This window comes from Paenibacillus sp. NRS-1781 (assembly GCF_050467745.1).
GTDB lineage: Bacteria > Bacillota > Bacilli > Paenibacillales > Paenibacillaceae > Paenibacillus > Paenibacillus terrae_A.
In genome coordinates this window covers 145,307-166,202 of record NZ_JBITPI010000015.1, presented here as the reverse complement: position 1 = coordinate 166,202, position 20,896 = coordinate 145,307, and the positions used below count along the sequence as shown (strand labels likewise).

The 20,896-nt window shown below is 48.9% G+C and carries 22 protein-coding genes and 1 riboswitch; of the genes, 20 read left to right on the top strand and 2 right to left on the bottom strand.

All coding sequences use genetic code 11. The features are described from left to right. Nucleotides 1-35 precede the first annotated feature (35 nt). A complete protein-coding gene (locus ACIFO6_RS05425) occupies nt 36-533 on the top strand; it encodes an Rrf2 family transcriptional regulator (protein ID WP_430038821.1) in 498 nt (165 codons plus the stop codon). Nucleotides 534-650: 117 nt separating this feature from the next. Here the strand turns inward: ACIFO6_RS05425 and ACIFO6_RS05420 are convergent, their stop codons facing one another. Next, nucleotides 651-1,742, bottom strand: a complete 1,092-nt coding sequence (locus ACIFO6_RS05420) for a GGDEF domain-containing protein (protein WP_430038819.1) — start codon at nt 1,740-1,742, stop codon at nt 651-653. A gap of 434 nt (nt 1,743-2,176) precedes the next feature. Here ACIFO6_RS05420 and ACIFO6_RS05415 point away from each other — a divergent pair, with 434 nt between their 5' ends. The 7 genes from ACIFO6_RS05415 to ACIFO6_RS05385 all read left to right on the top strand — a co-directional run bounded on the left by ACIFO6_RS05415 (nt 2,177) and on the right by ACIFO6_RS05385 (nt 7,890). After that, nucleotides 2,177-2,491 (top strand): hypothetical protein, encoded by a 315-nt coding sequence (locus ACIFO6_RS05415; protein WP_430039058.1) that lies wholly within the window; start codon nt 2,177-2,179, stop codon nt 2,489-2,491. Nucleotides 2,492-2,586: 95 nt separating this feature from the next. Next, nucleotides 2,587-2,982 (top strand): Fur family transcriptional regulator, encoded by a 396-nt coding sequence (locus ACIFO6_RS05410; RefSeq protein ID WP_430038817.1) that lies wholly within the window; start codon nt 2,587-2,589, stop codon nt 2,980-2,982. Continuing rightward, entirely contained in the window at nt 2,958-3,797 is an 840-nt protein-coding gene (locus ACIFO6_RS05405) for a winged helix-turn-helix domain-containing protein (protein ID WP_430038815.1), read from the top strand. The genes ACIFO6_RS05410 and ACIFO6_RS05405 overlap by 25 nt, the downstream gene beginning before the upstream one ends. Nucleotides 3,798-3,942: 145 nt before the next feature. Next, nucleotides 3,943-4,356 (top strand): BlaI/MecI/CopY family transcriptional regulator, encoded by a 414-nt coding sequence (locus tag ACIFO6_RS05400; protein WP_430038813.1) that lies wholly within the window; start codon nt 3,943-3,945, stop codon nt 4,354-4,356. Nucleotides 4,357-4,359: 3 nt separating this feature from the next. Next, the gene (locus ACIFO6_RS05395; RefSeq protein ID WP_430038811.1) at nt 4,360-5,220 is read left to right on the top strand and encodes a M56 family metallopeptidase; all 861 of its coding nucleotides are present in this window, start codon (nt 4,360-4,362) and stop codon (nt 5,218-5,220) included. A 120-nt stretch (nt 5,221-5,340) separates the two neighbouring features. Next, nucleotides 5,341-5,748: a DoxX family protein gene (locus tag ACIFO6_RS05390; protein WP_430038809.1), complete on the top strand. Its 408-nt coding sequence runs from the start codon at nt 5,341-5,343 to the stop codon at nt 5,746-5,748. Nucleotides 5,749-5,904: 156 nt separating this feature from the next. Then, entirely contained in the window at nt 5,905-7,890 is a 1,986-nt protein-coding gene (locus tag ACIFO6_RS05385) for a methyl-accepting chemotaxis protein (RefSeq protein ID WP_430038807.1), read from the top strand. A gap of 96 nt (nt 7,891-7,986) precedes the next feature. Here ACIFO6_RS05385 and ACIFO6_RS05380 read toward each other — a convergent pair whose 3' ends face one another. Continuing rightward, complete coding sequence (locus tag ACIFO6_RS05380) at nt 7,987-8,967, bottom strand: DMT family transporter (protein ID WP_430038805.1); 981 nt, start codon at nt 8,965-8,967, stop codon at nt 7,987-7,989. A 179-nt stretch (nt 8,968-9,146) separates the two neighbouring features. Here ACIFO6_RS05380 and ACIFO6_RS05375 point away from each other — a divergent pair, with 179 nt between their 5' ends. The 12 genes from ACIFO6_RS05375 to cobJ all read left to right on the top strand — a co-directional run bounded on the left by ACIFO6_RS05375 (nt 9,147) and on the right by cobJ (nt 20,819). Next, complete coding sequence (locus ACIFO6_RS05375) at nt 9,147-10,004, top strand: LysR family transcriptional regulator (protein ID WP_430038803.1); 858 nt, start codon at nt 9,147-9,149, stop codon at nt 10,002-10,004. A 69-nt stretch (nt 10,005-10,073) separates the two neighbouring features. Further along, nucleotides 10,074-10,787, top strand: coding sequence for a pirin family protein (locus tag ACIFO6_RS05370; protein WP_430038801.1), 714 nt, complete (start codon nt 10,074-10,076; stop codon nt 10,785-10,787). Nucleotides 10,788-10,802: 15 nt separating this feature from the next. After that, the gene (locus tag ACIFO6_RS05365) at nt 10,803-11,138 is read left to right on the top strand and encodes a hypothetical protein (protein WP_430038799.1); all 336 of its coding nucleotides are present in this window, start codon (nt 10,803-10,805) and stop codon (nt 11,136-11,138) included. A 176-nt stretch (nt 11,139-11,314) separates the two neighbouring features. After that, entirely contained in the window at nt 11,315-12,940 is a 1,626-nt protein-coding gene (locus tag ACIFO6_RS05360; RefSeq protein ID WP_430038797.1) for a spore germination protein, read from the top strand. Then, a complete protein-coding gene (locus tag ACIFO6_RS05355) occupies nt 12,940-14,160 on the top strand; it encodes a Ger(x)C family spore germination protein (RefSeq protein WP_430038795.1) in 1,221 nt (406 codons plus the stop codon). The genes ACIFO6_RS05360 and ACIFO6_RS05355 overlap by 1 nt, the downstream gene beginning before the upstream one ends. Further along, entirely contained in the window at nt 14,153-14,377 is a 225-nt protein-coding gene (locus tag ACIFO6_RS05350; protein ID WP_430038793.1) for a hypothetical protein, read from the top strand. The genes ACIFO6_RS05355 and ACIFO6_RS05350 overlap by 8 nt, the downstream gene beginning before the upstream one ends. A 40-nt stretch (nt 14,378-14,417) precedes the next feature. Beyond that, complete coding sequence (locus ACIFO6_RS05345) at nt 14,418-15,530, top strand: GerAB/ArcD/ProY family transporter (protein ID WP_430038791.1); 1,113 nt, start codon at nt 14,418-14,420, stop codon at nt 15,528-15,530. A gap of 68 nt (nt 15,531-15,598) precedes the next feature. Then, on the top strand, nt 15,599-16,753 hold the full coding sequence (locus ACIFO6_RS05340) for a GerAB/ArcD/ProY family transporter (protein WP_430038789.1): 1,155 nt from the start codon (nt 15,599-15,601) through the stop codon (nt 16,751-16,753). A gap of 101 nt (nt 16,754-16,854) precedes the next feature. After that, on the top strand, nt 16,855-17,700 hold the full coding sequence (locus ACIFO6_RS05335) for a uroporphyrinogen-III synthase (protein ID WP_430038787.1): 846 nt from the start codon (nt 16,855-16,857) through the stop codon (nt 17,698-17,700). A gap of 170 nt (nt 17,701-17,870) precedes the next feature. Next, nucleotides 17,871-18,425: a TIGR00730 family Rossman fold protein gene (locus tag ACIFO6_RS05330; protein ID WP_430038785.1), complete on the top strand. Its 555-nt coding sequence runs from the start codon at nt 17,871-17,873 to the stop codon at nt 18,423-18,425. Nucleotides 18,426-18,482: 57 nt separating this feature from the next. Continuing rightward, a riboswitch (cobalamin riboswitch) is annotated at nt 18,483-18,666 on the top strand. Then, the gene (locus ACIFO6_RS05325; protein ID WP_430038783.1) at nt 18,628-18,852 is read left to right on the top strand and encodes a hypothetical protein; all 225 of its coding nucleotides are present in this window, start codon (nt 18,628-18,630) and stop codon (nt 18,850-18,852) included. (Overlaps the previous riboswitch by 39 nt.) Nucleotides 18,853-18,980: 128 nt before the next feature. Next, a complete protein-coding gene (gene cobJ, locus ACIFO6_RS05320; protein WP_430038781.1) occupies nt 18,981-20,819 on the top strand; it encodes a precorrin-3B C(17)-methyltransferase in 1,839 nt (612 codons plus the stop codon). Nucleotides 20,820-20,896: the final 77 nt, after the last annotated feature.

Here is a 20,896-nt window from a genome sequence, read left to right as displayed (position 1 = left end):
AACGAAGTTTCTACAGCTTAGGGGTGTCATTTCATTTGAATAGTGAAAAAAGACTACGCACCGCAACGCCCAGATGGCTTGGGGTGGCGGTAAAGGCGCTTGTCTATTTGGAAAAGCATGGAGAGCTCTGTGCCAGCGGGTCTATTGCCCGCTCTATTGACTGTGAGGTCACCTTGGTGCGCAGGGTGCTGACGCGACTTGTACAGGCAGAATTAATAGCAGCACGTGAAGGCCGTGAGGGAGGCTATGTGCTTACCCGTTCGGCAGACCATATTACACTTGCCGATATATACCACGCCATTGAAATATGTGATCCGATTTTTCCAGGTATGATGCATGAACCAGAGACGAACCCTTTTTGTGAGGAGCTTGCAACCGCTGTATCCGAAATCGTAGTCGAGAGCGAACGACGTATGCTGGAGGTATGGGAGTCCCATACGCTGGCCTCACTCGCCAAGCGTACAACGTTGGTTGTGGGCGGCAGTAGCCATAGTGAAGGCGAGGATGCCAAGGCTTCTTCCAAAGGGGATTAGCACATTTTTTTAAAAAAGGATAATAGCCGATACGATTCTTCCAAGAGAGGAGTGTATCGGCTATTTCTTAGGGTACTTCATATGATGCGAAATCGTAAATGAAAAGAATGCCCGGCTTTATACCTGATAGGAGCAGACCCGATTACGCCCTGCATTTTTAGCCTCGTATAGCGCTCGATCCGCCTGTTCCAGCAGAGCCGCCCCGGACATATCCACCCCGGTATCAGGAAAGGTCGTTACGCCGATAGACACCGTGACTTTGAGTACAAGCCCGTCCGACAAAACGAACTCGTACTGATCTACCCCGCCAAGGATCTGATTCGCTATGCGTAACGCTTGCCGGAAAGCACAATTTGGCAGAAGTACGGTGAATTCCTCCCCGCCGCTGCGGGTTACCACATCAAAGGAGCGACATTTTTCCCTCAAAATCTGACCTAGCTGACGCAGCACCGCATCCCCGGCCGCATGACCGTAGGTATCGTTCACTTCCTTAAAATGATCAATATCCAACACCAGTACAGATAAGTGCTCGTGACGTTGACGAGCTTGAGGAAGCTGTTCTTCCAATGAAAATTCGAGCTGTCTTCTGTTGCTTAAATTGGTGAGATGATCTGTATAGGAGGTATGCTCCAGACGAAGTAACAGCTCATTGGAGGTATTGATGGACTCAGCAATGAGATACAGAAGAAATCCGCCTGCCATAGAAATAACAAAATGGAGCGGATAAACGTCCAGAACATCATTAATATCATTCAAATTAATTGTGAGAGAGCAGAAAATAATGCCCAAAGCGAAAACGTTCATCATCATCATCTTCGTTAAACGTGACCAGGACAGATGTGACAGCAAAGCGCAACCCAGGCCCACAAGCATCATAAAAAAAGCCCCCACAATGGCTTGAGTGGTGATACCAAACAGCATTAATCTGCCTAAGCATATAAATAGGGTAGCCATGAGTGTTGCCGGTCCACCAATGTAAGCCGCCGTAGCTACGATGGCCAGATGACGAAGATCGGCAATGGTATTAAAGCCCAATGGAAACGAATAGTACATCAAGATAATGCCATAGCATCCAAAAAGAGCGCCTCCGATCCAATGTGCCTTACGCTTTAAGGTATGTAGGCGGATTTTATATCTTTGTAATATGAGCCCGGTTATGTACAAAAAGGTGACAAGGATACAGGTATTTATAAAAAACGTACTGAACAAGATGTTAACCCTCCCGAGAGGCATATTCCTTCATTTTATCAAAAAAACTGACAATAAGCTTGAAAATAAAGAATTTATTGAAATTTATTACGCGGATGTGGCTTATAACGTTTCGTCCTTAAACTTAGTGCATAACTGGGAATAGATTGAGCATACTCCAAACATACAAAAATTAGGAAAAAAAGGTGCTGTCTAAAGCTACCTTTCTGGTGATGAGGTTTGCTCATGATTCGTTATCCCTATCGCAAACATAATAAAAAGTCGGGTGCGGACAAGAATAATGGAACGCCTTTGCATTCTTTAAAGATTGAAGCTAATGTGGAAGCCAACTTACAACAGATTAGGGAATTGACGTCAGGAAGCCGGACTTCCCGGGCTTTAAGCCTGTACTCAGCTCAGTACTTAGAGAACGTTTGCCTTTTCCTTACGGTGAAATGATCTGTTTCATGATGTTTATCCTTTGTGTATGTAAGCCATCACAGATGACCATGGCAGGTTATGTGGGCATTATAGCTGCGGGCATCGTTGTAGTTGAAGTAGCCATATTAAATGTAACCGTGCTGGGTACGAATATAACGGACCAAATATCCAGGTTGATCAGCAGGTTGTTTCCGAGCATGAGTAGCATAAAAAGTGTGAATATCCATAATATTTTCATGAAATATCCCTCCGACGTGTATGAGCCGAATGTATACCACGTATACATTGTGATGCAAAGTGGCTCAATTTATCCGATCCCATTGACTTGAAATAAATTAAGATTTATACTTATTCTAAATTTATTTACTATTGTTATTACTAGTTGATAATAAATATAATCTGTAATAGTTAAGGGAGATACGGTATGAGAACCTTAAATTTAACTTCGCAGCGCCAAGCGGTGTATGACGTGGTTCGTGAGGCCCACGATCATCCTACTGCGGCCGATGTTATGAATCGCTTGATGGAGCGTGGATATAATCTGGCCTATGGAACGGTCTATAATTCACTGCGTTATTTGACGGATAAGGAATTGATCCGTGAGTTGAAGCTGGGGGAAGCTGCCAGTCGTTATGACGGACGAATGGATGATCATCAACATATTATTTGTGAGGTATGCGGCCGGGTAGATGAAGTGATGAGCGAGGTTCCACACGATTGGATCGAGACGGTTGCGCATGAAACGGGATATACCATCGCCCATGCCCATGTCGTATTCGGAGGAGTGTGTAAGGAATGCCAAAGCAAGCGAATCAGGTAACGAATCGGCTCAAAGCGGCAGATATGCCAAGACGGGTGAAGGGTAACTGGACAACGATATTATCCGCTCCCTCTACCCCTGCGCTACAGACGGTTCCTTCCAATGAGCCGTTGTACTGCCCGACTACACGCCGCATCGTTCTGATCAGCTCGGTTCCGGGTGTCGTTCATGGTTTGGTACGTACGTTGTCAGACGCGTGCTTTGATGTGATGGTGTTCCACCGCTGGGAGCCTGAAGTACAACGTCATCTGGGAAGCGATCTGCTGATTTACGATTTGACCGCTACCGATACACGGAGTGAATTACTGGATATCCGTAATCGTCTTGAGGCGGAACAGATGAAAGATACGCCCGTCATGTATGTGATTCAGGATCGGCTGGCTGTTCGTGCGCATGAGCTACTTCCTTCGGAAGAGGTGCTGGTATGGCCAGCGGCTTCCAATCATATGGTGCATGATATTGAACGGATGATTGTACGTCATCCGGCAGCGTCCCGTCAGGCAACGCAAGGTAGCCGTCGTTCGGTGTTCAAGGACATCTGGATTGACCGTGATAAAATGTTAGTATATAAAGAAGAGAATCAATTGAATCTGACCAAAACGGAATATGATTTGCTGTTGAAGCTGATGGATGCTCAAGGCAAAGTCATTTCTCGTGAGCAGATGATGCATGATATCTGGGAGACGGATTTTGTAGGCGGCAGCAATGTCGTGGATGTGCATGTTAAAAGCTTGCGCAAGAAGCTGGGCGACCGGCCTGCGGAGCCTGAATATATTGCAACGGTCAGAGGTGTAGGCTACAGATTGGCGGATTGAACTGAAACTGATCAGGCGATGAATTGCCGCCGGATGGAGACATTCGGCGGATGTATATAAATCCTTTTGAAGAAACTTACATTAGGTGTGACGGTTGACTTTATCAGGATATATACACTACAATCGGTAGTGTGAGGTGCTTCTTATGAAACGGCTGAATTTTAAAACTGGCGAAACTGGACTCAACCGATTTTTCGGACCTCTGGAAGCCAAAATTATGGATATTTTATGGTCCACTTCGGATCGGAGCATCAAAGAAGTGCAGACCGCGTTGGAGGGGGATCGGGACTTTAATTTCAATACGGTGATGACCGTGATGAACCGTCTGGTGGAAAAGGGAATACTGAGTAAGAGTATACGCGGAAGAACGTCTTTGTATCGACCGGTTTTGAGCAGGGAAGAATTCAGGAATGAACAGTCCAAGGAGTTAAGCCACGAACTGGTGGATGAATTCGGTCCACTCGCTGTAAATCATATGATTGATGCTCTGGAGGTGGCCGATCCTATGCTGATCGAACGTCTGGAACAAAAAATTAAACAATGGAAAAAGGATATATAGACGATGTGGAAAACACGTTCTAAATTACTGTTTACAGCAGGCGCCTTTATTTCGGGTTTCGCCCTTATACAGATGGGTATGTACGCCGGGCAGCATATTTTCGGCTGGAAATTGGATTTTAACGTGTTTCAGATTTGTAGAAGTCTGTTGCAGAACTACGGAATTGGCTACATGGTGGATGCCCTCAGTGGACTCGTCTTTCTCACCTTTGGGATTGCCGGGATAGAGGCGATACGGCAGTGTATGGCCACAAGGGCGGCTTTCCGCAGACTGCGCCGGATGCGTGACCTGCCGCTGACGGAGGCACTGGGTGAACGATATCGTGAACTGGGAGCCGACCGGATTTGGGTCATTGATTATGCCAATCCTACCGCTTTCACCATGGGATTATGGAAGCCTCGCATTGTATTATCCTCCGCATTGCTGTCCCTACTGGACAAGTACGAGGAAGAGGCTGTCATATACCATGAAGCGTATCATATGAAGCATTATGATCCATTAAAGACATGGTTGCTGCAAATGTGCGCCACACTGCTGTTCTACTTGCCGGTGCTGCGTCATATTACCAACCATTATAAGATAGCCCGTGAAATTTTGGCTGACAATGAAGCAATTAAACGCACAGGTTCACCCATGGGAATTGGAAGTGCATTGCTCAAACTGCTGAGAATGACGCCCGCGAATGCCCATCTGGTGAATTCCGCCGCTTGCTCCTCTTTTGCAGAAACGTCCATTAATTATCGGATCTCACGTATTCTAGACCCTCAGCAAGAGCCGGTAATCCAATTGCCCTGGCGTTCGATTATGTTATCCAGCTATGTGCTAGTGATGCTGACGCTTATGTTTGCCCTAGCGTTAATGTAGTTTGGCAAGATATATCCTAATGGGTGGCGCTTTATGCGCTACCGATTATTGATGCATAGAACACTACGCATCGTAGTGTTCTTTACCTAATCTGTACACAAATGAAAAGGAGATGAGCATATGAATCAAACACTTACGAATATTGGATTATTGTTGGTACGAATCTTTACAGGGGTCATCTTTATTGTTCACGGGTTACAAAAATTTCAGGGATTAGACGGAACCTCCGGTTTCTTCCAAAGCATCGGGCTTCCTGGGTGGTTGGCTCCTGTGGTCGCTACAGTTGAGCTAGTTGGCGGTATTGCGCTTGTCCTGGGCATCGGGACACGACTCGCCGGGGCAGCATTGACCATCGTTATGATCGGTGTATTGCTGACTGCTAAAAAAGGACAACCTTTTGGTTCGATTGAATTTGATCTTCTGGTTTTGTTTTCCAGTCTACAGCATGCGTTGGTTGGCACACGTTTTCTTTCGCTGGATCAGTTGTTCAGCCGTAAAAAGCATGAAAGCAGTAACGTACAGGTCTAAATGATCATATTAACCGCGTCCTCAGTCTCAGGGCGCGGTTTTTTTGTTTTGCTCATTACGAAAATTGGATGTGAATCATTTGCTTTATTTAACCGATATAACTTCCATCGAGTGTAATATTAAAAACATAGCTTTTCAAGTAAAGGGGAAAAACACATGGAAAAAATACAAAAGAGAAAAACCATTTGGACACTCAGGAACAAGCTGATTTTAGGATTTTTACTTGTTTTGTTGTTACCAAGCTTAAGTATATCTATCGCGACCTATAAATCATCATTTAATGCTATGGAGAAACAGCTCTACAGCAGTGCAAATCAGGGGGTAGCGACGGCCAACTCAATTATTGAATATGCAATCGCCAGTAAAATTAAAGATGCGAGTTATTTGGCGGAGCGCCTCGACAGATCGATGATTGATGGTCAAAATAGTCCGTTGATTCAGCCTGAGCTGATCCAATACAAAGGCTTGCATGAAGATGCGAACGATATTTTTGTCGGTACAACAGAGGGCCTGATGATCCGCGGCGTACCCAAGGAGAACGAAGGGACATTTGATCCCCGCAAACGACCTTGGTACATCGAAGCGATGAAGCAACCCGGTAAGGTGATGATCACTCCTGTCATCATCAATTCTTCGGGTATTCCTGTTGTCGTGGTATCTCAAACGCTCTCCGACCAGTCCGGTGTTCTGGGGATCTCTCTAAATCTGGAAAGTGTACGTAAGCTGGCTTCCATCAAAATAGGACAGGAGGGGTATATCGTCATTATGGACCATACGAAAAAATTTGTGGTCCATCCTACGGCAAAACCGGGTACATCTTCTCAGGAAAGCTTTATTAATACGATGTACACTGCGTCGAGCGGGCACTTTAACTATGTGCATGATAAACATGAGAAATATTTGACCTATGTAACGAATAAGGATACCGGCTGGAAAATTGCAGGAACCTTCTATCAATCTGAAATTAGCGATGCCACCGCTGCCATGCGTTACGTAACTATTTTCGTGCTGGCAGCCTCGTTGATGATTGCGCTGGTTGCTATTTTCCTGATTACTCGTTCCGTTCTGGTGCCGATTCGCAGACTACAAAAATCGGCAGAGCAGATCAGTGAAGGAGATTTGACAGGCGATTTGGAAACGGGAAAAACCGATGAGGTTGGCCAGTTGTCTGCTCACTTCCAAACCATGGTGGATAGTTTGCGCACGATGATTCGAAGCGTACACGAAACCACAGATCGGGTAAGCTCTTCTGCAGAGGAATTGGCTGCGGGTGCTGACCAGACGACCAAAACCATTGAGCATGTCACCATAGCTATTCAGGAGGTAGCAGTGGGCAGCGAGCAGCAGGTTCAAAGCGTCAAACATGGCTCCGTCAGTATGGAGGAGCTTGCTCAGCAGGCAGTGAACGTATCCGAGCGTATGGTGGGCGTATCTGAGCATGTGAAGAGAAACGCCGAGTCTGCTCAAGAGGGTAGCAAGGCAGCTACACAAGCTGTACAGAAGATGCATGACATCGACGAGACGGTTAATGATCTGGGACAGGCGATGGATTCTCTTAGCGAGCGCTCCAGTGAAATTGTGAATATTATCAGCGTTATATCCGGAATTGCTAAACAAACGAATCTGCTGGCGCTAAATGCATCCATTGAGGCGGCACGCGCTGGTGAGCATGGTAAGGGATTTGCCGTGGTTGCTACGGAGGTACGCAAGCTGGCCGAGGAATCTGCGAAATCAGCGACCTTGATTTCAGAGCGTATTGAAGCGATGCAGGCGGATATGGACCACGCTTTGACGGCTATGCATCAAGCGCGGACACGGGTTACAGAAGGCATTGATTCAGTAAGCACGTCTGAGCAATCCTTTGCGGAAATTAGCCAGGCTGTCGAACGAGCGATGGGGCATATCAATGATATTACCGGAGTGACACAGGAAATGGCTCGGGGTGCGTCAGGTGTCGTGAGTATTATGGGCGATATTTCCCATATTTCGAACGAGTCAGCGGGCAATACGGAGTCGATTTCAGCCGCCGCTGAGCAGCAGCTCGCCTCTATTGAGGAAATTGCTTCTTCCTCAGCGGATCTGAGCCAAATGGCTGAGGAACTGCGTGAGCTAGTTGGACGATTCCAGGTCGGAGAGAAATAATAAACGGATAAAAGCGCACAGATTCAGGAGTTTATCTCCTTGTCTATGCGCTTTTATGCTTTTTGCCACACATTGTATGGCTTGTATAGATAGGTACTATCTTTGGAATGATTTACGCCGATCCAAGCGGAAACGGATGCGGCGCGGATTGCGGGAAGGGCGTAGAGAGCTTCTTTGAAACATATTGTTAAGCAGCAGCGCGAAGATGACCAGCACTGTCCCGAATAGCTCAAACCGGCTGATGGTATAGCCTTGGAAATACATAAGCACCAGCGTGGTAATTGGTACAAAGTTAATAAATAAAATTCCGTTCAACGGTGACAGCATTCGGATTCCTGCGTTCCAGCTCAGCAAGGCCGCCAGCCCCGGAAGAAGGATCATAAAGCTCATTTCGTACTTGACCGACCATACATGCTGCCAATCAGGCACCGCAACCCAGTTGAAGGCGGAGGCGGTCGTGACGACTACGAAGGAAACCAGGGTTCCGAGCAGACAGGTTAAGGTAGAGTAGCGAAGGGTGGACCATCCTGCAAAATGGCTACCTCCCATGGAATACACGACCCATCCAATCACTCCTACGAAAATGAGCAGCAGCGGCAGCAAATGCTGTCCGGCGAGTGTGAAAAAGGTCCATTTTCCGTTCGTAATCACGAGTACAGCTCCAGCCAGTGCGATCAGCATACTGATCAGTGTGTATTTTGGCGGCATTTTACGGGTCATGACCCATATCATCGCAATCGAAATCATCGGCATCAGCACTTCCATAATAGAAGCTACAATGGTACCTGCTGCACCCATCGCGTGCTGTCCCTGGAAAACGGCCATATTATAAATGGTAAATCCCATCGTACCAAAGAACAGCAATGTCTTGCCCTTGCCCTCAAAGCGAAAAGCAGCACGTCCCTCTTTGAGCCACAACAGTACAATTAATATGAGCGTAACCGAAAAATAACGTAAAAATGAAAAGTACAGCGGATTGACCTGTTGCAATGCAATGTGCGAAACCGGAAACATGGCTCCCCAGGACATACTGGCGATCAGGCACAATAAAGATCCGGTCATGATTTGTCTATTCATGGTGAAAGAAAGCTCCTCCTTGCCGGCCTCAGCGGACATATCTTATGGACACATCATAATGGACAGGGAGCTATTGGTAAAATGATTGAAAATAAACGTTAACATCATTTAAAATGATAATAAGTAACAAGGCGCGTCAATTTTGATGGCCTTGCTCATCACGATAAGGGGGAGCAGTGGTGGATCTGAACGATTTAAACATTTTCCAGACGGTGGCTGCTCATGGCAGTGTAAGTAAGGCGGCAGTCGAGCTTAGCTATGTCCAGTCCAATGTAACGGCCAGAATCAAGCTGCTGGAAAAGGAGCTGCAAACGCCTTTATTTTATAGACATAAGCGGGGCATGATCCTCAACGCAGAGGGCAAGCGTCTGCTGCAATATACGAAAAGCATTTTGTCGCAATTCGAGGAAATGAAACATGCGTTTCAGAGTACCTCTGCACCTTCGGGGGTACTGGAGATTGGCATTGTGGAGACGGTGATCGCGCTCCCGGCGATTTTACATGCTTATTACAGCAAGTACCCGGATGTCGAGCTGTCCCTCAAGGCCGGGGTTACGGAGCACCTGGTACAGGAGGTTGCGGAGATGAGGCTGGATGGAGCCTTTGTAACCGGACCGGTGAAGCATCCCCTCATTGAACAGTTGGATGTGTTCCAGGAAAAGCTGGTCCTCGTTTCACAAGGAGATGAGTTTTCCGTTGAGGATGTAACAACCCGTCCGCTCCTTTTATATAAAAAGGGCTGTGGCTACCGTGGGCGGCTGGAAACCTGGCTCCAGATGGAGGGGATTATCCCCAAGCAGATTATGGAGTTTGGAACATTCGAGACGATTATTGGCAGTGTGGCGGCTGGCATTGGAATGACGGTTTTTCCTGAATCCTCGATCAGCGGGCTGGCGGCTCAGGGTCTGGTGCATTGTCATGCAATGCCTGAGCCGTACAACGAAGTGACAACGGTATTTATCCGTCGTAAGGAAGCTTATGTGACCAGTACCTTGCAGTCTTTTATGGATGAAATTATCGCTCAGACAGGGGCATAGCATTATCTTTGGGGCTCGGGTACAATGAAAAAGATTTGATCTCACTTTTGTTCCAGAAGGAGGGCTACTATGTTCACAATATATCCGGCTGCTTCCCGATTCAGCTTCGATAAGGGATGGCTGCGGGGCAGTCACAGCTTTTCATTCGCTGAATATCAGGATGAGAACAATACAGCGTTTGGCCCCATGCGTGTCTGTAATGACGACGTGATCGCACCGGGCCGGGGCTTTGGGGCGCACCCGCACAGTGACATGGAGATTGTCTCCATCGTGCTGTACGGCGAGCTGCGTCATGAGGATAACCGTGGGCATGTGGCGGTGACGAATTTTGGAGGTATCCAGCGGATGTCTGCGGGGCACGGGATCATCCATACAGAGCACAACGCTTCGCAAACGGAGGATGTCAGTTTACTTCAATTGTGGTTTAGCCCGCTCACGAGAGGACTGGAACCGTCGTATGAAGCTACAGCGTTCGACCCTGAGCGTCTGCACGGTCAGCTTCTGCCTGTCGTTGCCGGGAAGCGTGTTCCGGGTACGGAGGGAGAAATAGCTGCCATTCATCAAGATTTAACGATGTATCTAAGCAAGCTTCAGCCCGGAGAGCGTGTGGAATACGCACAGTCCGAGGGACGGCGCGTATTCTTGTTCGTCATCGAAGGCTCGCTGCGTGTGAACGGTGAACATAGGCTAGACGTGCGCGATTCGGCCCGTATTGAGCAGGAGCCGAGGCTGTCGCTGGAGGCGCAGGAGCCTGTCTTTTATATGCTGATTGATTTGCCCTAAAAGGAGGTGCGCGCAATGGCGCAGCAGGAAACATGGCTGATTAAGCACGCCGTCACGGGTCGCAGCTTTGCTGACAGCCGCAAGCAGATTTTCGATTGCCGTTTGGCATCGACAGACGGCGTGTTTCGCTTCACGCTTCAAGAGCTGCCGCATGAGGCAGCGAAGGAGATTGTGCGTTATAGCGGGGAACTGAATGTATTCCGTTTTGTAACGCCGGAGGACGGAGCCATTGTGAAGCATTGGTATTACGTCACCCCGGAAAGCGTACAATACGATGAGCAGACCGGGGAGCTTACATTTCAAGCCGGTTCTGAAATTGAATACCACCCTGACGAATATTGGGGGGATTAATCTCTATTTTATTCACCATTTTATGACGATGCTTTTGGAGACTCTGCGATTGATTGCAGGGTCTTTTTGTCATCTGTTCAACATGCTGAGCCTGTTGGATACATAATCCTGTGCAGGCTGGTACATCCTACATGTTATATTATCTATCCGGCTTATTCGTAAGGGGGGAAATAAAGATGAAAAAAGGACGCTTTCCCAAGCTGCCGAGATTACCGTGGAGCCGAAGAGCGGTGCCGGCCCCGGACCGCAAGGCGCGAGATCCTCGTGTTCCCAATGGCCTGCCTGAACCACTGTGGCTGGAACAGCCGCTTCGGAGCAGTTTGGATGACAATTTGGCCGCATTGCGCGATATTTTCAAGGATTGTTCTGATGTTGTCTATCGGGAGCTGATGATTTCCCCTGAACGCAAAGGGCTATTGGCTTATATTGAAGGCACGGTGAAATCGGAGGATTTGCAGGATCATATCCTGCGACCTTTCATTTTGGGCATGATGCTTAAGGACCCCGAGGTAAACGGAACATTAGATCCGCTGGATGAAACTCGGATTTCCATGTCCCAGACCAAAACGATGAATCAATGGAAAATGGTCTCGGCGGCGATACTGGACGGCAATGCTGCCTTGTTCGTAGACGGTAGGTCTCGTGCGTATATCTTCAGTGCTAAGGGAGGCGTCCGCCGTGGCGTGGAGGAGCCTCAGACCGAGGCGGTTATTCGTGGGCCACGTGAAGGATTTACCGAGACCCTTCGTGTAAATACCGCCTTGCTGCGATTCAAGCTGAAGACCCCCAAGCTCAAGATGTTCAGCATGACCATGGGAACAGAAACCCAAACAGGTGTTGTACTTACCTATATTGAGGGCATCATAGATCCGAAGCTGGTGGAGGATGTAAAAAAAAGGCTTAGCGATATCGAAATAGATGGTGTGCTGGAGACAGGATACATTGAGGAACTGATTGAGGATCACCCGTTTTCACCGTTTCCGGAAATGGAATACACGGAACGTCCGGATACGGTTACCGCGCAATTGCTGGAAGGACGTTTTGCCATTTTTGTGGACGGTACGCCCTTTGCCCTGATTGGGCCAGTCACGATGTGGCAGATGATGCAAGCAAGCGAAGACTATTACGAGCGTTTTTTCATCAGTAACATGGTGCGCTGGATTCGGTTTCTTTTTCTCATATTAGCCCTCTTTTTGCCTGCATTATATGTAGCGGTCACAACCTATCATCAGGATATGCTGCCGACGACGCTCATCCTGAGTATTGCGGCGGCGCGTGAATCTATCCCTTTCCCCGCCTTGGTGGAAGCATTGATTATGGAGATTTCCTTTGAGGCGTTACGGGAAGCGGGGATTCGTCTCCCCAAAACGGTCGGCCAGGCTGTCAGTATTCTCGGTGCACTTGTTATCGGTCAAGCCTCTGTACAGGCGGGAATTGTGTCGGCACCGGTGGTTATTATCGTTTCGCTCACAGGTATTGCGTCGTTTACTATTCCGCGTTTTAACTTTGCGATTACGGTCCGCATGTTACGGTTCCCGATTATGCTGATGGCAGGTGTGTTCGGGCTGTTTGGAATCATTATCGCGACCACACTGCTCGCTACACATTTAACCAAGCTAACGTCGTTTGGTGTGCCTTACATGAGCGGGTATAGCCCATACAATCACATGGACCAAAAGGATATCGTCGTTCGTGCGCCATGGTGGAAAATGACCAAACGTCCTTCCTGGATTGGAAAAGGTAACAACAAACGAGCGAAAGAAAAGATGAATGGATCGCCCACAACCGAGGAGGGATGGTAATGAAGCCCCAATGGTCTGATGCAGGGAAAATGCGTAAAACGGCTGTGCTCAGCTGTTTGCTGCTTTGTTCTGTTCTTTTGGGTGGATGCTGGGATCGCCGTGAAGTGAACGATGTAGCCTTTGTAATGGGGACCGGGTTGGATAAGGAAGGGGATCAATACCGTGTAACGATGCAGATTGCCCTCCCCGGACAGCTCGGTTCCTCAGGAAGCACAGGAGGCGGGGGAGGGACGAGCGGAACCAAATCCTACTACCTGGAGTCTAGAGTAGGCCCCAGCTTTCGGGGGGCAAGTACCGAGGAACAGCGAGGTGTTTCACGAACGTTGAATTATTCCCATCGCCGGGTGCTGTTGTTCAGTGAGGAACTGGCGCGAGAAGGAGTCAGCAATATGATGGATGTATTGGCACGTATCCCTCAGAATCGTCTGTCTTCTTTGGTGGTCATCACGAAGGGAACGGCGCTGGATATGCTTCAGGCGGATGCACCGATTGAGCAATATCCTGCAGAAATGGTGCGCGAGCTAAACTATTCCTATATGAAAAAGCCCCGTTCTATCAAGCTGCTGATGAATTCCATTTTGCTGGAAGGCGTTGACCCGGCTGTGCCGGTAATGTCCCTGGTGAAGAACGGCCCCTCTAATTTGAAGGACAAGAAAACGAATATTCAGGTCGATGGACTGGCTGTATTTCGCAAGGACAGAGTAACCGGCATTATAGATAACCATTTAAGTCGGTTTTTGATGCTGGGTATGGATCAGGCCAAGGATACGGAAATATTTATAACCCCTCCCAAGGGAAGCGGTTATTTGTCTGTGCATATCATCGAAAACAGCGTTCATTTCAAACCCTATGTTCATGGGGATGATATTCGGATGACCCTCCAACTGAACTGCAACGGGAATGTAAGGGAGAATGAGACGACCTTCGATATTTCCAATGAGGCAAACTTGAAGTGGCTGGAGCAGCAGGTAGAACGTCAGATCAAAAAGGATTTGGGTGAGGCTATCCGGGTGATTCAACAAAAATATCATTCTGATGTGCTTGGTTTGGGACGGGTTATCATTACGAGTCTTCCGAATGAATGGAAACGGATAAAACCCCGTTGGGATCAGTTGTACCCCAAGGTGGAAGTCACCATAAATCCGGTTGTGCATATTGAAAATATCGGTGCAGTGACCAAGCCATTCGGGTTCAAGAAGGAGCAAATCCAGAATGAATAAAGTGTTTCTGCTACCTTTGGTGCTGGCGATCCTCTTCATGTATCTGATGGACCGTAAAAGCCTGAACGCCGCACCTGCTGTCAACCGCTGGATCTCACGTGTATTGTACGCCCTTAGTATCGGTATCTGGATCTATGGAACGTCGACACACGGTAATGTCTATATGGCTACCTGGCTGATCCGATGCATTGATATGTGGCTGCCCTCTTCGTTGTAACGAATTGTAATGATGCTTGTGGAAAAAGGAGACGCACCTTATGAAACAGTTCACAACTAGACAAATGGTGCTGCTCGGTGTGCTGCTGGAGACGAATATAACCTTGATACACGCTCCGTCGCAAGCTGGGTCGTATGCGGAACAACACGCCTATTGTACCTGTATGGTAGTAGCCGCAGTATTGTGCTTGCCGATCTGGGCATTGCTTAAGCTTGGGCAGCGTTTTCCCAATCAGGATCTGTTTCAAGCCATGATCAGTTCCAGTGTGGTGATAGGGCGTATACTGCTGCTCCTGTATTTCGCCCTGTTTTTGATCGTGTTTGGTCGGGATTTGTGGATTATTGCCGATTTGGTAAAGGCGGTTCTATTGCCGCGAACTCCCTTTTTCATGATTTCACTTATTATACTGTTAGCCGTCGTTTATATGGCTAGGGGCGGTATGAACACCATCTTGAACATGAGTGAGATTTTTATACCGATATCCATTATGACACTGCTGACCATGCCGTTTTTCTTTGGCAGAAACATGGATTTCTCAGAGCTTAGACCGTTTTTGTATCCAAGTATGACCGGAATCATGAAAGGAAGCTGGTATATGTTTTCGTATATGGCAGACATTCTGATGTTGCCTTTTGTATTGCAAGGGAAAAACTATCGCCCGCAGGGTGCATGGTGGGGCCATTTAATAGGGACTGCTTTTATGGTCTTCATTGTTACACTCATGCAGGTTGTCATTGGGCTTCCCATTCTGACGCGGCTGTTCTACCCATCCTATGAGCTGGCACGTCAGTTGTATATAACGGATTTTCTGGATCGGTTTGATTTATTTGTAGGGGGATTTACGATACCCACCCTGCTTATAAAGGTGGGACTGGATCTGTATATTCTGAGTATGGCTGTCAAACGCTTGTTCCCTCATGTACAGGGTGCTTTGATGGTTTGGCCTGTGGGTTTGCTGGGATATGTCAGCTCCTTTATTATTTTTTCGAACAGTATTCAAATTTATGATTTCAGCCGGGAATGGACGATGGTGATGATTATGTTCTTTATCATTATGCCCTTGGTGCTATGGCTGCTGCTGTGGCCCAACAATAAAGGTAAGGAGCGGGGAAAGGAGTATAAAGCAAGACTTGGAAATGGTCCGGTTCATTAATATGTATATGCCGGCTGTATTGCGGGGTATGTAATAAGTGCCTGCGGGCAAAAGGAGGATGTACCTGCATGAGGCAGTTCACAACCAGACAAATCGTGATGCTTGGTGTGTTGATGGAGGTCAGTATTACCCTTGTACATGCTCCGACGCAGGCAGCGGATTACGCGCATCAGCATGCCTATTGGACCTGTGCGATAGCGGCCATCGTAATATGCTTGCCGATCTGGGCGATGTTGAAGCTTAAGCAGCGTTTTCCCGATCAGGATCTGCTGCAGGCCATGGTCAGCTCCCACCCCGTGCTGGGGCGTATGCTGCTGGCAGCTTATCTTATTTTATTCCTGATCATTTTTGCAAGGGATTTGAGAATTATGACTGATTTTGTAGAGATTGTTCTTTTGCCTATAACTCCGATTGTCGTCATATCCCTTATTTTGCTGCTGACCTTGACGTTTATGGCTAAAGGGGGTATCAGCACCATTGTGAGCATGGCGGAGCTTTTTGTACCGTGGTTGCTTCTGACACTGCTGACCATGCCGCTTTTTTTTGGGCATAATATGGATTTTTCTGAAATGAGACCGCTGTTGCGTCCGGATATAGGGGGAGTTATCCAGGGTAGCTGGCGTATGCTTGGTTATATGGCAGATTTCTTGATGCTGCCCTTGGTGATTTCCGGACTGAGCTTTAATGGACGCAGTGTGTGGCTTGGACATTGTATCGGAACCGCTTTTATGATCATGCTGGTGCTGCTAGAGGAGCTAGTTATTGGTGTTCCTATCATGTCACGGCTGTTTTATCCATCTTATGAACTGGCGCGTCAGTTGCAGCTAACGGACTTTCTGGATCGGTTTGATTTGTTTATAGTCGCTCTTACCGTGCCAACCCTGCTTACAAAGATGGGGTTCGATCTGTACGTTATCAGTTTAACTGTAAAGCGCATGTTTGCCCCTGCCTGGGGGAATTTAATTGTATGGCCTGTCGGTCTGTTGGGTTATGTCTGTTCCTTTATGCTGTTCTCTAATATCATCCAAATCTATGACTTTAGCCGGGAATGGACCTTGGTTATGATTACTTTCTTTGTGCTTATGCCTTTTGTGCTATGGCTGCTACTTCGACCCAAGCCTAAAAAAGATAGCGGCGATCCTAAGCCATCGGAAGAGAAACAGGATAGCACGAGTCAGCAGGAAAACCAGTGCGAAAGTAAGGCAGGACAAGTCGATTTATAAGCTTACTATATTCATCGGAAAAGTAATTCTTATTTGTCTTTTAGCCCCTTGATTGTATACTTGGTAGAAAGGAGCAAGACTTCTACAAGGGGGGAAACAGGATGGCCCAACGCATGGCAGGCAAGCGAGTCGCCCTTGCCGGTCCTCGTAAAGCAGACGAAATGGCGCTGTTGGTTACAAAAATGGGGGGCGAGCCGGTGCTGCGTCCGGCCCAGGGCACAGTTTTTCTGGACGATATCGAGCTGCGTAACGCTATTGTATCGTGGGTGAAGCAGCCGCCGGACTGGAACATTTTCACGACAGGCATGGGGCTGGAGGCACTATTCGATATGGCGGAGGATATGGGAGTAGCAGAACAGATTATGGAGCTGTTGCATTCCTCGAACATTGCAGCACGGGGCTACAAAACGGTCAATGGACTCAAAAAGCGTGGCTTTACGCCAGCTGTACGGGACGAGGACGGAAGCTTGATCGGATTGACGCAGGCCTTTGCCCCATATGATCTGAAGGGGAAGGAAGTGCTGTTGCAGCTACATGGTGATCCGGCTCCCCGACTGGTGAAGTGGCTGGACGAGCAAGGCGCCGTTACCCGGCAGGTGCTTCCCTATAAGCATATTCCGCCGGAGGAGGCAAATTTGCAAGCATTGCTACAGGATATCCTGAACCGCAATGTGGATGCAGTTACGTTCACCAGCGGTCCGCAGATCCGCTTTTTGGCTCAATATGCGAGGGAACAGAAGCAGATGGAGGATGTGCTGGAAGCCTTTCGCCAGGATGTGATCGCTGTGTCGGTAGGCAAGGTGACGGCGCAGTCCATTTTGGAGGAAGGGATCGAACGGATCGTGTTTCCAGTGGAGGAACGCATGGGCGCGATGATGGTGGAGCTGGGAAGATATTTTGAGCATAGCGCTTCGGCGCACGGCTGCGGCCTGGAAGTAGTGAGCTGAAAACTTCCCCATATCCTTGGGATAAAGGGTAAAATGAAGATAAGGGCCTACAGGGTCTTTATCTTTTTTTGTTGGAAATGCATCGACAGAAGTTTTTGTTATAGGGAAAATATTTATTTAATATAATGAAAAAGCCTCGATGCGGATACCAGGACAGGAGCTGAGACGTTATGAATTCCATTTGTGTATTTGCCGGGTCCAGGCCCGGACATTCATCGGTATATCTTCAGGAGGCAGGCAAGCTTGGAGAGGCTATGGCGAGACATCAGGTCCGTTTAATCTATGGAGGCTCCAGCAAGGGGCTGATGGGCGAGGTCGCGGATGCGATGCTGGCAGGGGGCGGTCAGGTCACCGGGATTATGCCAACCCTGTTATTCGATGCAGAGATTATTCACCGGGGAATTACTGAATTTATTGAGGTGGCGAACATGCATGAACGCAAAGCGGTGATGAGCGAAAAGGCTGACGCATTCATTGCCCTTCCGGGCGGATTGGGAACCTTTGAGGAGCTATTTGAGGTGCTGTGCTGGGCGCAAATCGGCATTCATCGCAAGCCCATCGGGCTGCTGAATGTGAACGGATATTTTGACCCGTTGGAGGAAATGGTGCGTCATAGTGTGCGGGAGGGCTTTACCGGAGTTGACCATCCAACGCTGTTGAGTATCTCTGCGGACCCGGACGAATTGTTGCATATGTTAAAAAATAAGGCAGAGAACTTGAAATAAAGCGTTTTTCATGCTTGCGCAACTGATTAAGCCAAGGTTATGATAAGACCCATAATCAAATAGCGGACAGACAAGGTGCCTTTGTGATAGCGAAGGGTAACAGGGAATCGGGTGCAAGTCCCGAGCGGTCCCGCCACTGTAAGGAAGAGGATTTTTTCAGACGTCACTCGTGAGAAAACGGGGAAGACGAAAAAATCTGTTGATGCCGAGCCAGGAGACCTACCTTGATCTGTATGCACCGTTAACCTTCGCGGAGAGGATGGGTGTACGAAATCAGGAAATCAGGCGCACGCTGCTTTTTCCATGTTGGTTACAGGTTTGCGTGGATCAGAACGTGCAGAAGCGTTTCAAGCGTGAACAGGCAGATGGAAAGCAACGGCACGATGGCGGAAGACAAGAAGTGTCTTCTTATGCTGTGTCCGTCTGATGATACGATGCGTACATAGGAAACCCATCCGGGCAGGATGGGTTTTTTTGAGTTACAGGATGTCCATATACAAGTGAAATAGATAGAAGTATGGAAAACATGGCATAGATTTAAGAGGGAGGATAACGATGAGCCCATTAGGAAAATTGCTCGTGATTGGATTCGGACCGGGGGATATGGAACATATCACCAAACGGGCGCTGGACGCGTTGGCCGAGAGTGAGGTCATTATTGGCTACAACACCTATGTGGATCTGATCCGTCCGTTGTTGAATGGACAGGAGATTGTACGCACAGGCATGACGGAGGAAGTGAGCCGTGCGCAGGAGGCGGTTCGACAGGCGGAGATGGGTAAGAAGGTAGCCGTCATTTCCAGTGGAGACGCAGGCGTATATGGTATGGCGGGGCTGGTGTACGAAGTGCTGATGCAAAAGGGCTGGCGCCGTGAGGACGGGGTTGAGGTAGAAGTCGTGCCGGGGATATCGGCGATTCAGTCCTGTGCTTCGCTGCTGGGTGCGCCCGTCATGCATGATGCGTGCACGATCAGTCTGAGTGACCATTTGACCCCTTGGGAAACGATTGTGAAGCGTGTAGAGGCGGCAGCTTCGGCGGATTTTGTCATTGCATTGTACAATCCGCGGAGTGGCCGACGTACACGCCAGATTGTTGAGACGCAGTCCATCTTGCTGCGTTACCGTGATCCGCAGACTCCGGTTGGGCTGGTCAAGAGTGCTTACCGTGACCGTCAGCAAGTAATAGTGACGACGCTGGAGGACATGCTGAACCATGACATTGGCATGCTGACGACTGTCATTATAGGCAATTCCTCGACGATGGTGTATGACGGTCTGATCGTGACGCCACGCGGGTATCAGCGCAAGTATACGCTGGGTGCGACCGAGCAGGCGCTCAAGCCGCATCAGCGGCTCCGCACGGAAGCGGAGCCGTGGTCGCTGGGCGCGCAAGAGGATCGCGCGTTGAATGCGTCGCAGGCAGGCGCAGCTCCCGCAGTACCAGCCCCTGCGGGAGCTGGCGGGACCGCGCCCGCTCCTTCCGCGAGCGGTGCTGCTGCGGTTGCCACGCAGGCACGCCCGCAAGTGGTGGCTGCCGTGCAGGCCGCGCCGTCTGCGGCGCAAGCCGGTGCAGCCCCGGCAGCGCTGGCAGCGGAGGCGCTGAGCCGCCTCGCTGCGGGCGGCAAGCTGCCGGGCGAAGCGAGCGCACGCTGGAGCGGGCAAGCGCCCGTCGTGAGCGCCACCGGAACGGCAGCCGTGGCCGGAGCAGTGGCTACGGCCGGGACAGCGACAGGCAGCTTTGGCAAGCCTGCGCTGTTTGAGGTGGGCGTTTCCCCCGGCGTGGGAAACAAAAAGTTCACCGCTCGCCAGATGGCGCTGCTCGCGGAGGTAGCGGGTGATGAAGGCGAGCTGGAGTATACGCCGGATCACCAGATCGTGCTGCGCGTGCCATGCGCAGATCCGGAGGAGCTGGTAGGGCGGCTGCGTGATGAACGATTCATCGTGATGCCGATTGGCGATGTGTTTAAGGTGAAGGCGTGCGACTTCTGCAATATGGAGAAGGATGACGCTGTGCCTGTGGCAGAGCATCTACAGGTTGTACTGGGCGGATTGCAGGCACCCAAGGAAACGAGCATTGCCTTGAACGGCTGTGGTATGGCCTGCTATGGGGCAGTGCTGGAGGATATCGGAATCGTATACCGCAAGGGAGGATACGATCTGTTTCTTGGCGGCAAAAAATTTGGTCGCAACGCTCATGCCGCTCAACCTGTAGCGGAGGGCATTCCGGGAGATCAGATTACGGATATCGTTGAGAATGTCATCGCTGAATATAAGGAAAAAGGGCATCCAAACGAGCGTTTTCATAAATTTTTCAAACGTGTAGGTGTTGTAGCGGGTTTTCGGCATGAAGATGCGCCTGCAATAGTGGAAGTGAATGCCGTCTGTGGTGATTAATGGGCTAGAAAGCCTGTTTTTATGGATGTAAGCATATAGATAAAATAGGGCGTCTTGCAGGTTATCCCTATTTTGAT

Bases quoted from the DNA above. Each gene is read 5' to 3' on its own strand.
- ACIFO6_RS05325 (WP_430038783.1), top strand. From the start codon at position 18,628: ATGCCGAGCCAGGAGACCTACCTTGATCTGTATGCACCGTTAACCTTC.
- ACIFO6_RS05340 (WP_430038789.1), top strand. From the start codon at position 15,599: ATGAGGCAGTTCACAACCAGACAAATCGTGATGCTTGGTGTGTTGATG.
- ACIFO6_RS05405 (WP_430038815.1), top strand. From the start codon at position 2,958: ATGCCAAAGCAAGCGAATCAGGTAACGAATCGGCTCAAAGCGGCAGAT.
- ACIFO6_RS05400 (WP_430038813.1), top strand. From the start codon at position 3,943: ATGAAACGGCTGAATTTTAAAACTGGCGAAACTGGACTCAACCGATTT.
- ACIFO6_RS05365 (WP_430038799.1), top strand. From the start codon at position 10,803: ATGGCGCAGCAGGAAACATGGCTGATTAAGCACGCCGTCACGGGTCGC.
- ACIFO6_RS05415 (WP_430039058.1), top strand. From the start codon at position 2,177: ATGATCTGTTTCATGATGTTTATCCTTTGTGTATGTAAGCCATCACAG.
- ACIFO6_RS05385 (WP_430038807.1), top strand. From the start codon at position 5,905: ATGGAAAAAATACAAAAGAGAAAAACCATTTGGACACTCAGGAACAAG.
- ACIFO6_RS05355 (WP_430038795.1), top strand. From the start codon at position 12,940: ATGAAGCCCCAATGGTCTGATGCAGGGAAAATGCGTAAAACGGCTGTG.
- ACIFO6_RS05345 (WP_430038791.1), top strand. From the start codon at position 14,418: ATGAAACAGTTCACAACTAGACAAATGGTGCTGCTCGGTGTGCTGCTG.
- ACIFO6_RS05390 (WP_430038809.1), top strand. From the start codon at position 5,341: ATGAATCAAACACTTACGAATATTGGATTATTGTTGGTACGAATCTTT.
- ACIFO6_RS05330 (WP_430038785.1), top strand. From the start codon at position 17,871: ATGAATTCCATTTGTGTATTTGCCGGGTCCAGGCCCGGACATTCATCG.
- ACIFO6_RS05335 (WP_430038787.1), top strand. From the start codon at position 16,855: ATGGCCCAACGCATGGCAGGCAAGCGAGTCGCCCTTGCCGGTCCTCGT.
- ACIFO6_RS05380 (WP_430038805.1), bottom strand. From the start codon at position 8,967: ATGAATAGACAAATCATGACCGGATCTTTATTGTGCCTGATCGCCAGT.
- ACIFO6_RS05360 (WP_430038797.1), top strand. From the start codon at position 11,315: ATGAAAAAAGGACGCTTTCCCAAGCTGCCGAGATTACCGTGGAGCCGA.
- ACIFO6_RS05395 (WP_430038811.1), top strand. From the start codon at position 4,360: ATGTGGAAAACACGTTCTAAATTACTGTTTACAGCAGGCGCCTTTATT.
- ACIFO6_RS05350 (WP_430038793.1), top strand. From the start codon at position 14,153: ATGAATAAAGTGTTTCTGCTACCTTTGGTGCTGGCGATCCTCTTCATG.
- ACIFO6_RS05410 (WP_430038817.1), top strand. From the start codon at position 2,587: ATGAGAACCTTAAATTTAACTTCGCAGCGCCAAGCGGTGTATGACGTG.
- ACIFO6_RS05370 (WP_430038801.1), top strand. From the start codon at position 10,074: ATGTTCACAATATATCCGGCTGCTTCCCGATTCAGCTTCGATAAGGGA.
- cobJ (WP_430038781.1), top strand. From the start codon at position 18,981: ATGAGCCCATTAGGAAAATTGCTCGTGATTGGATTCGGACCGGGGGAT.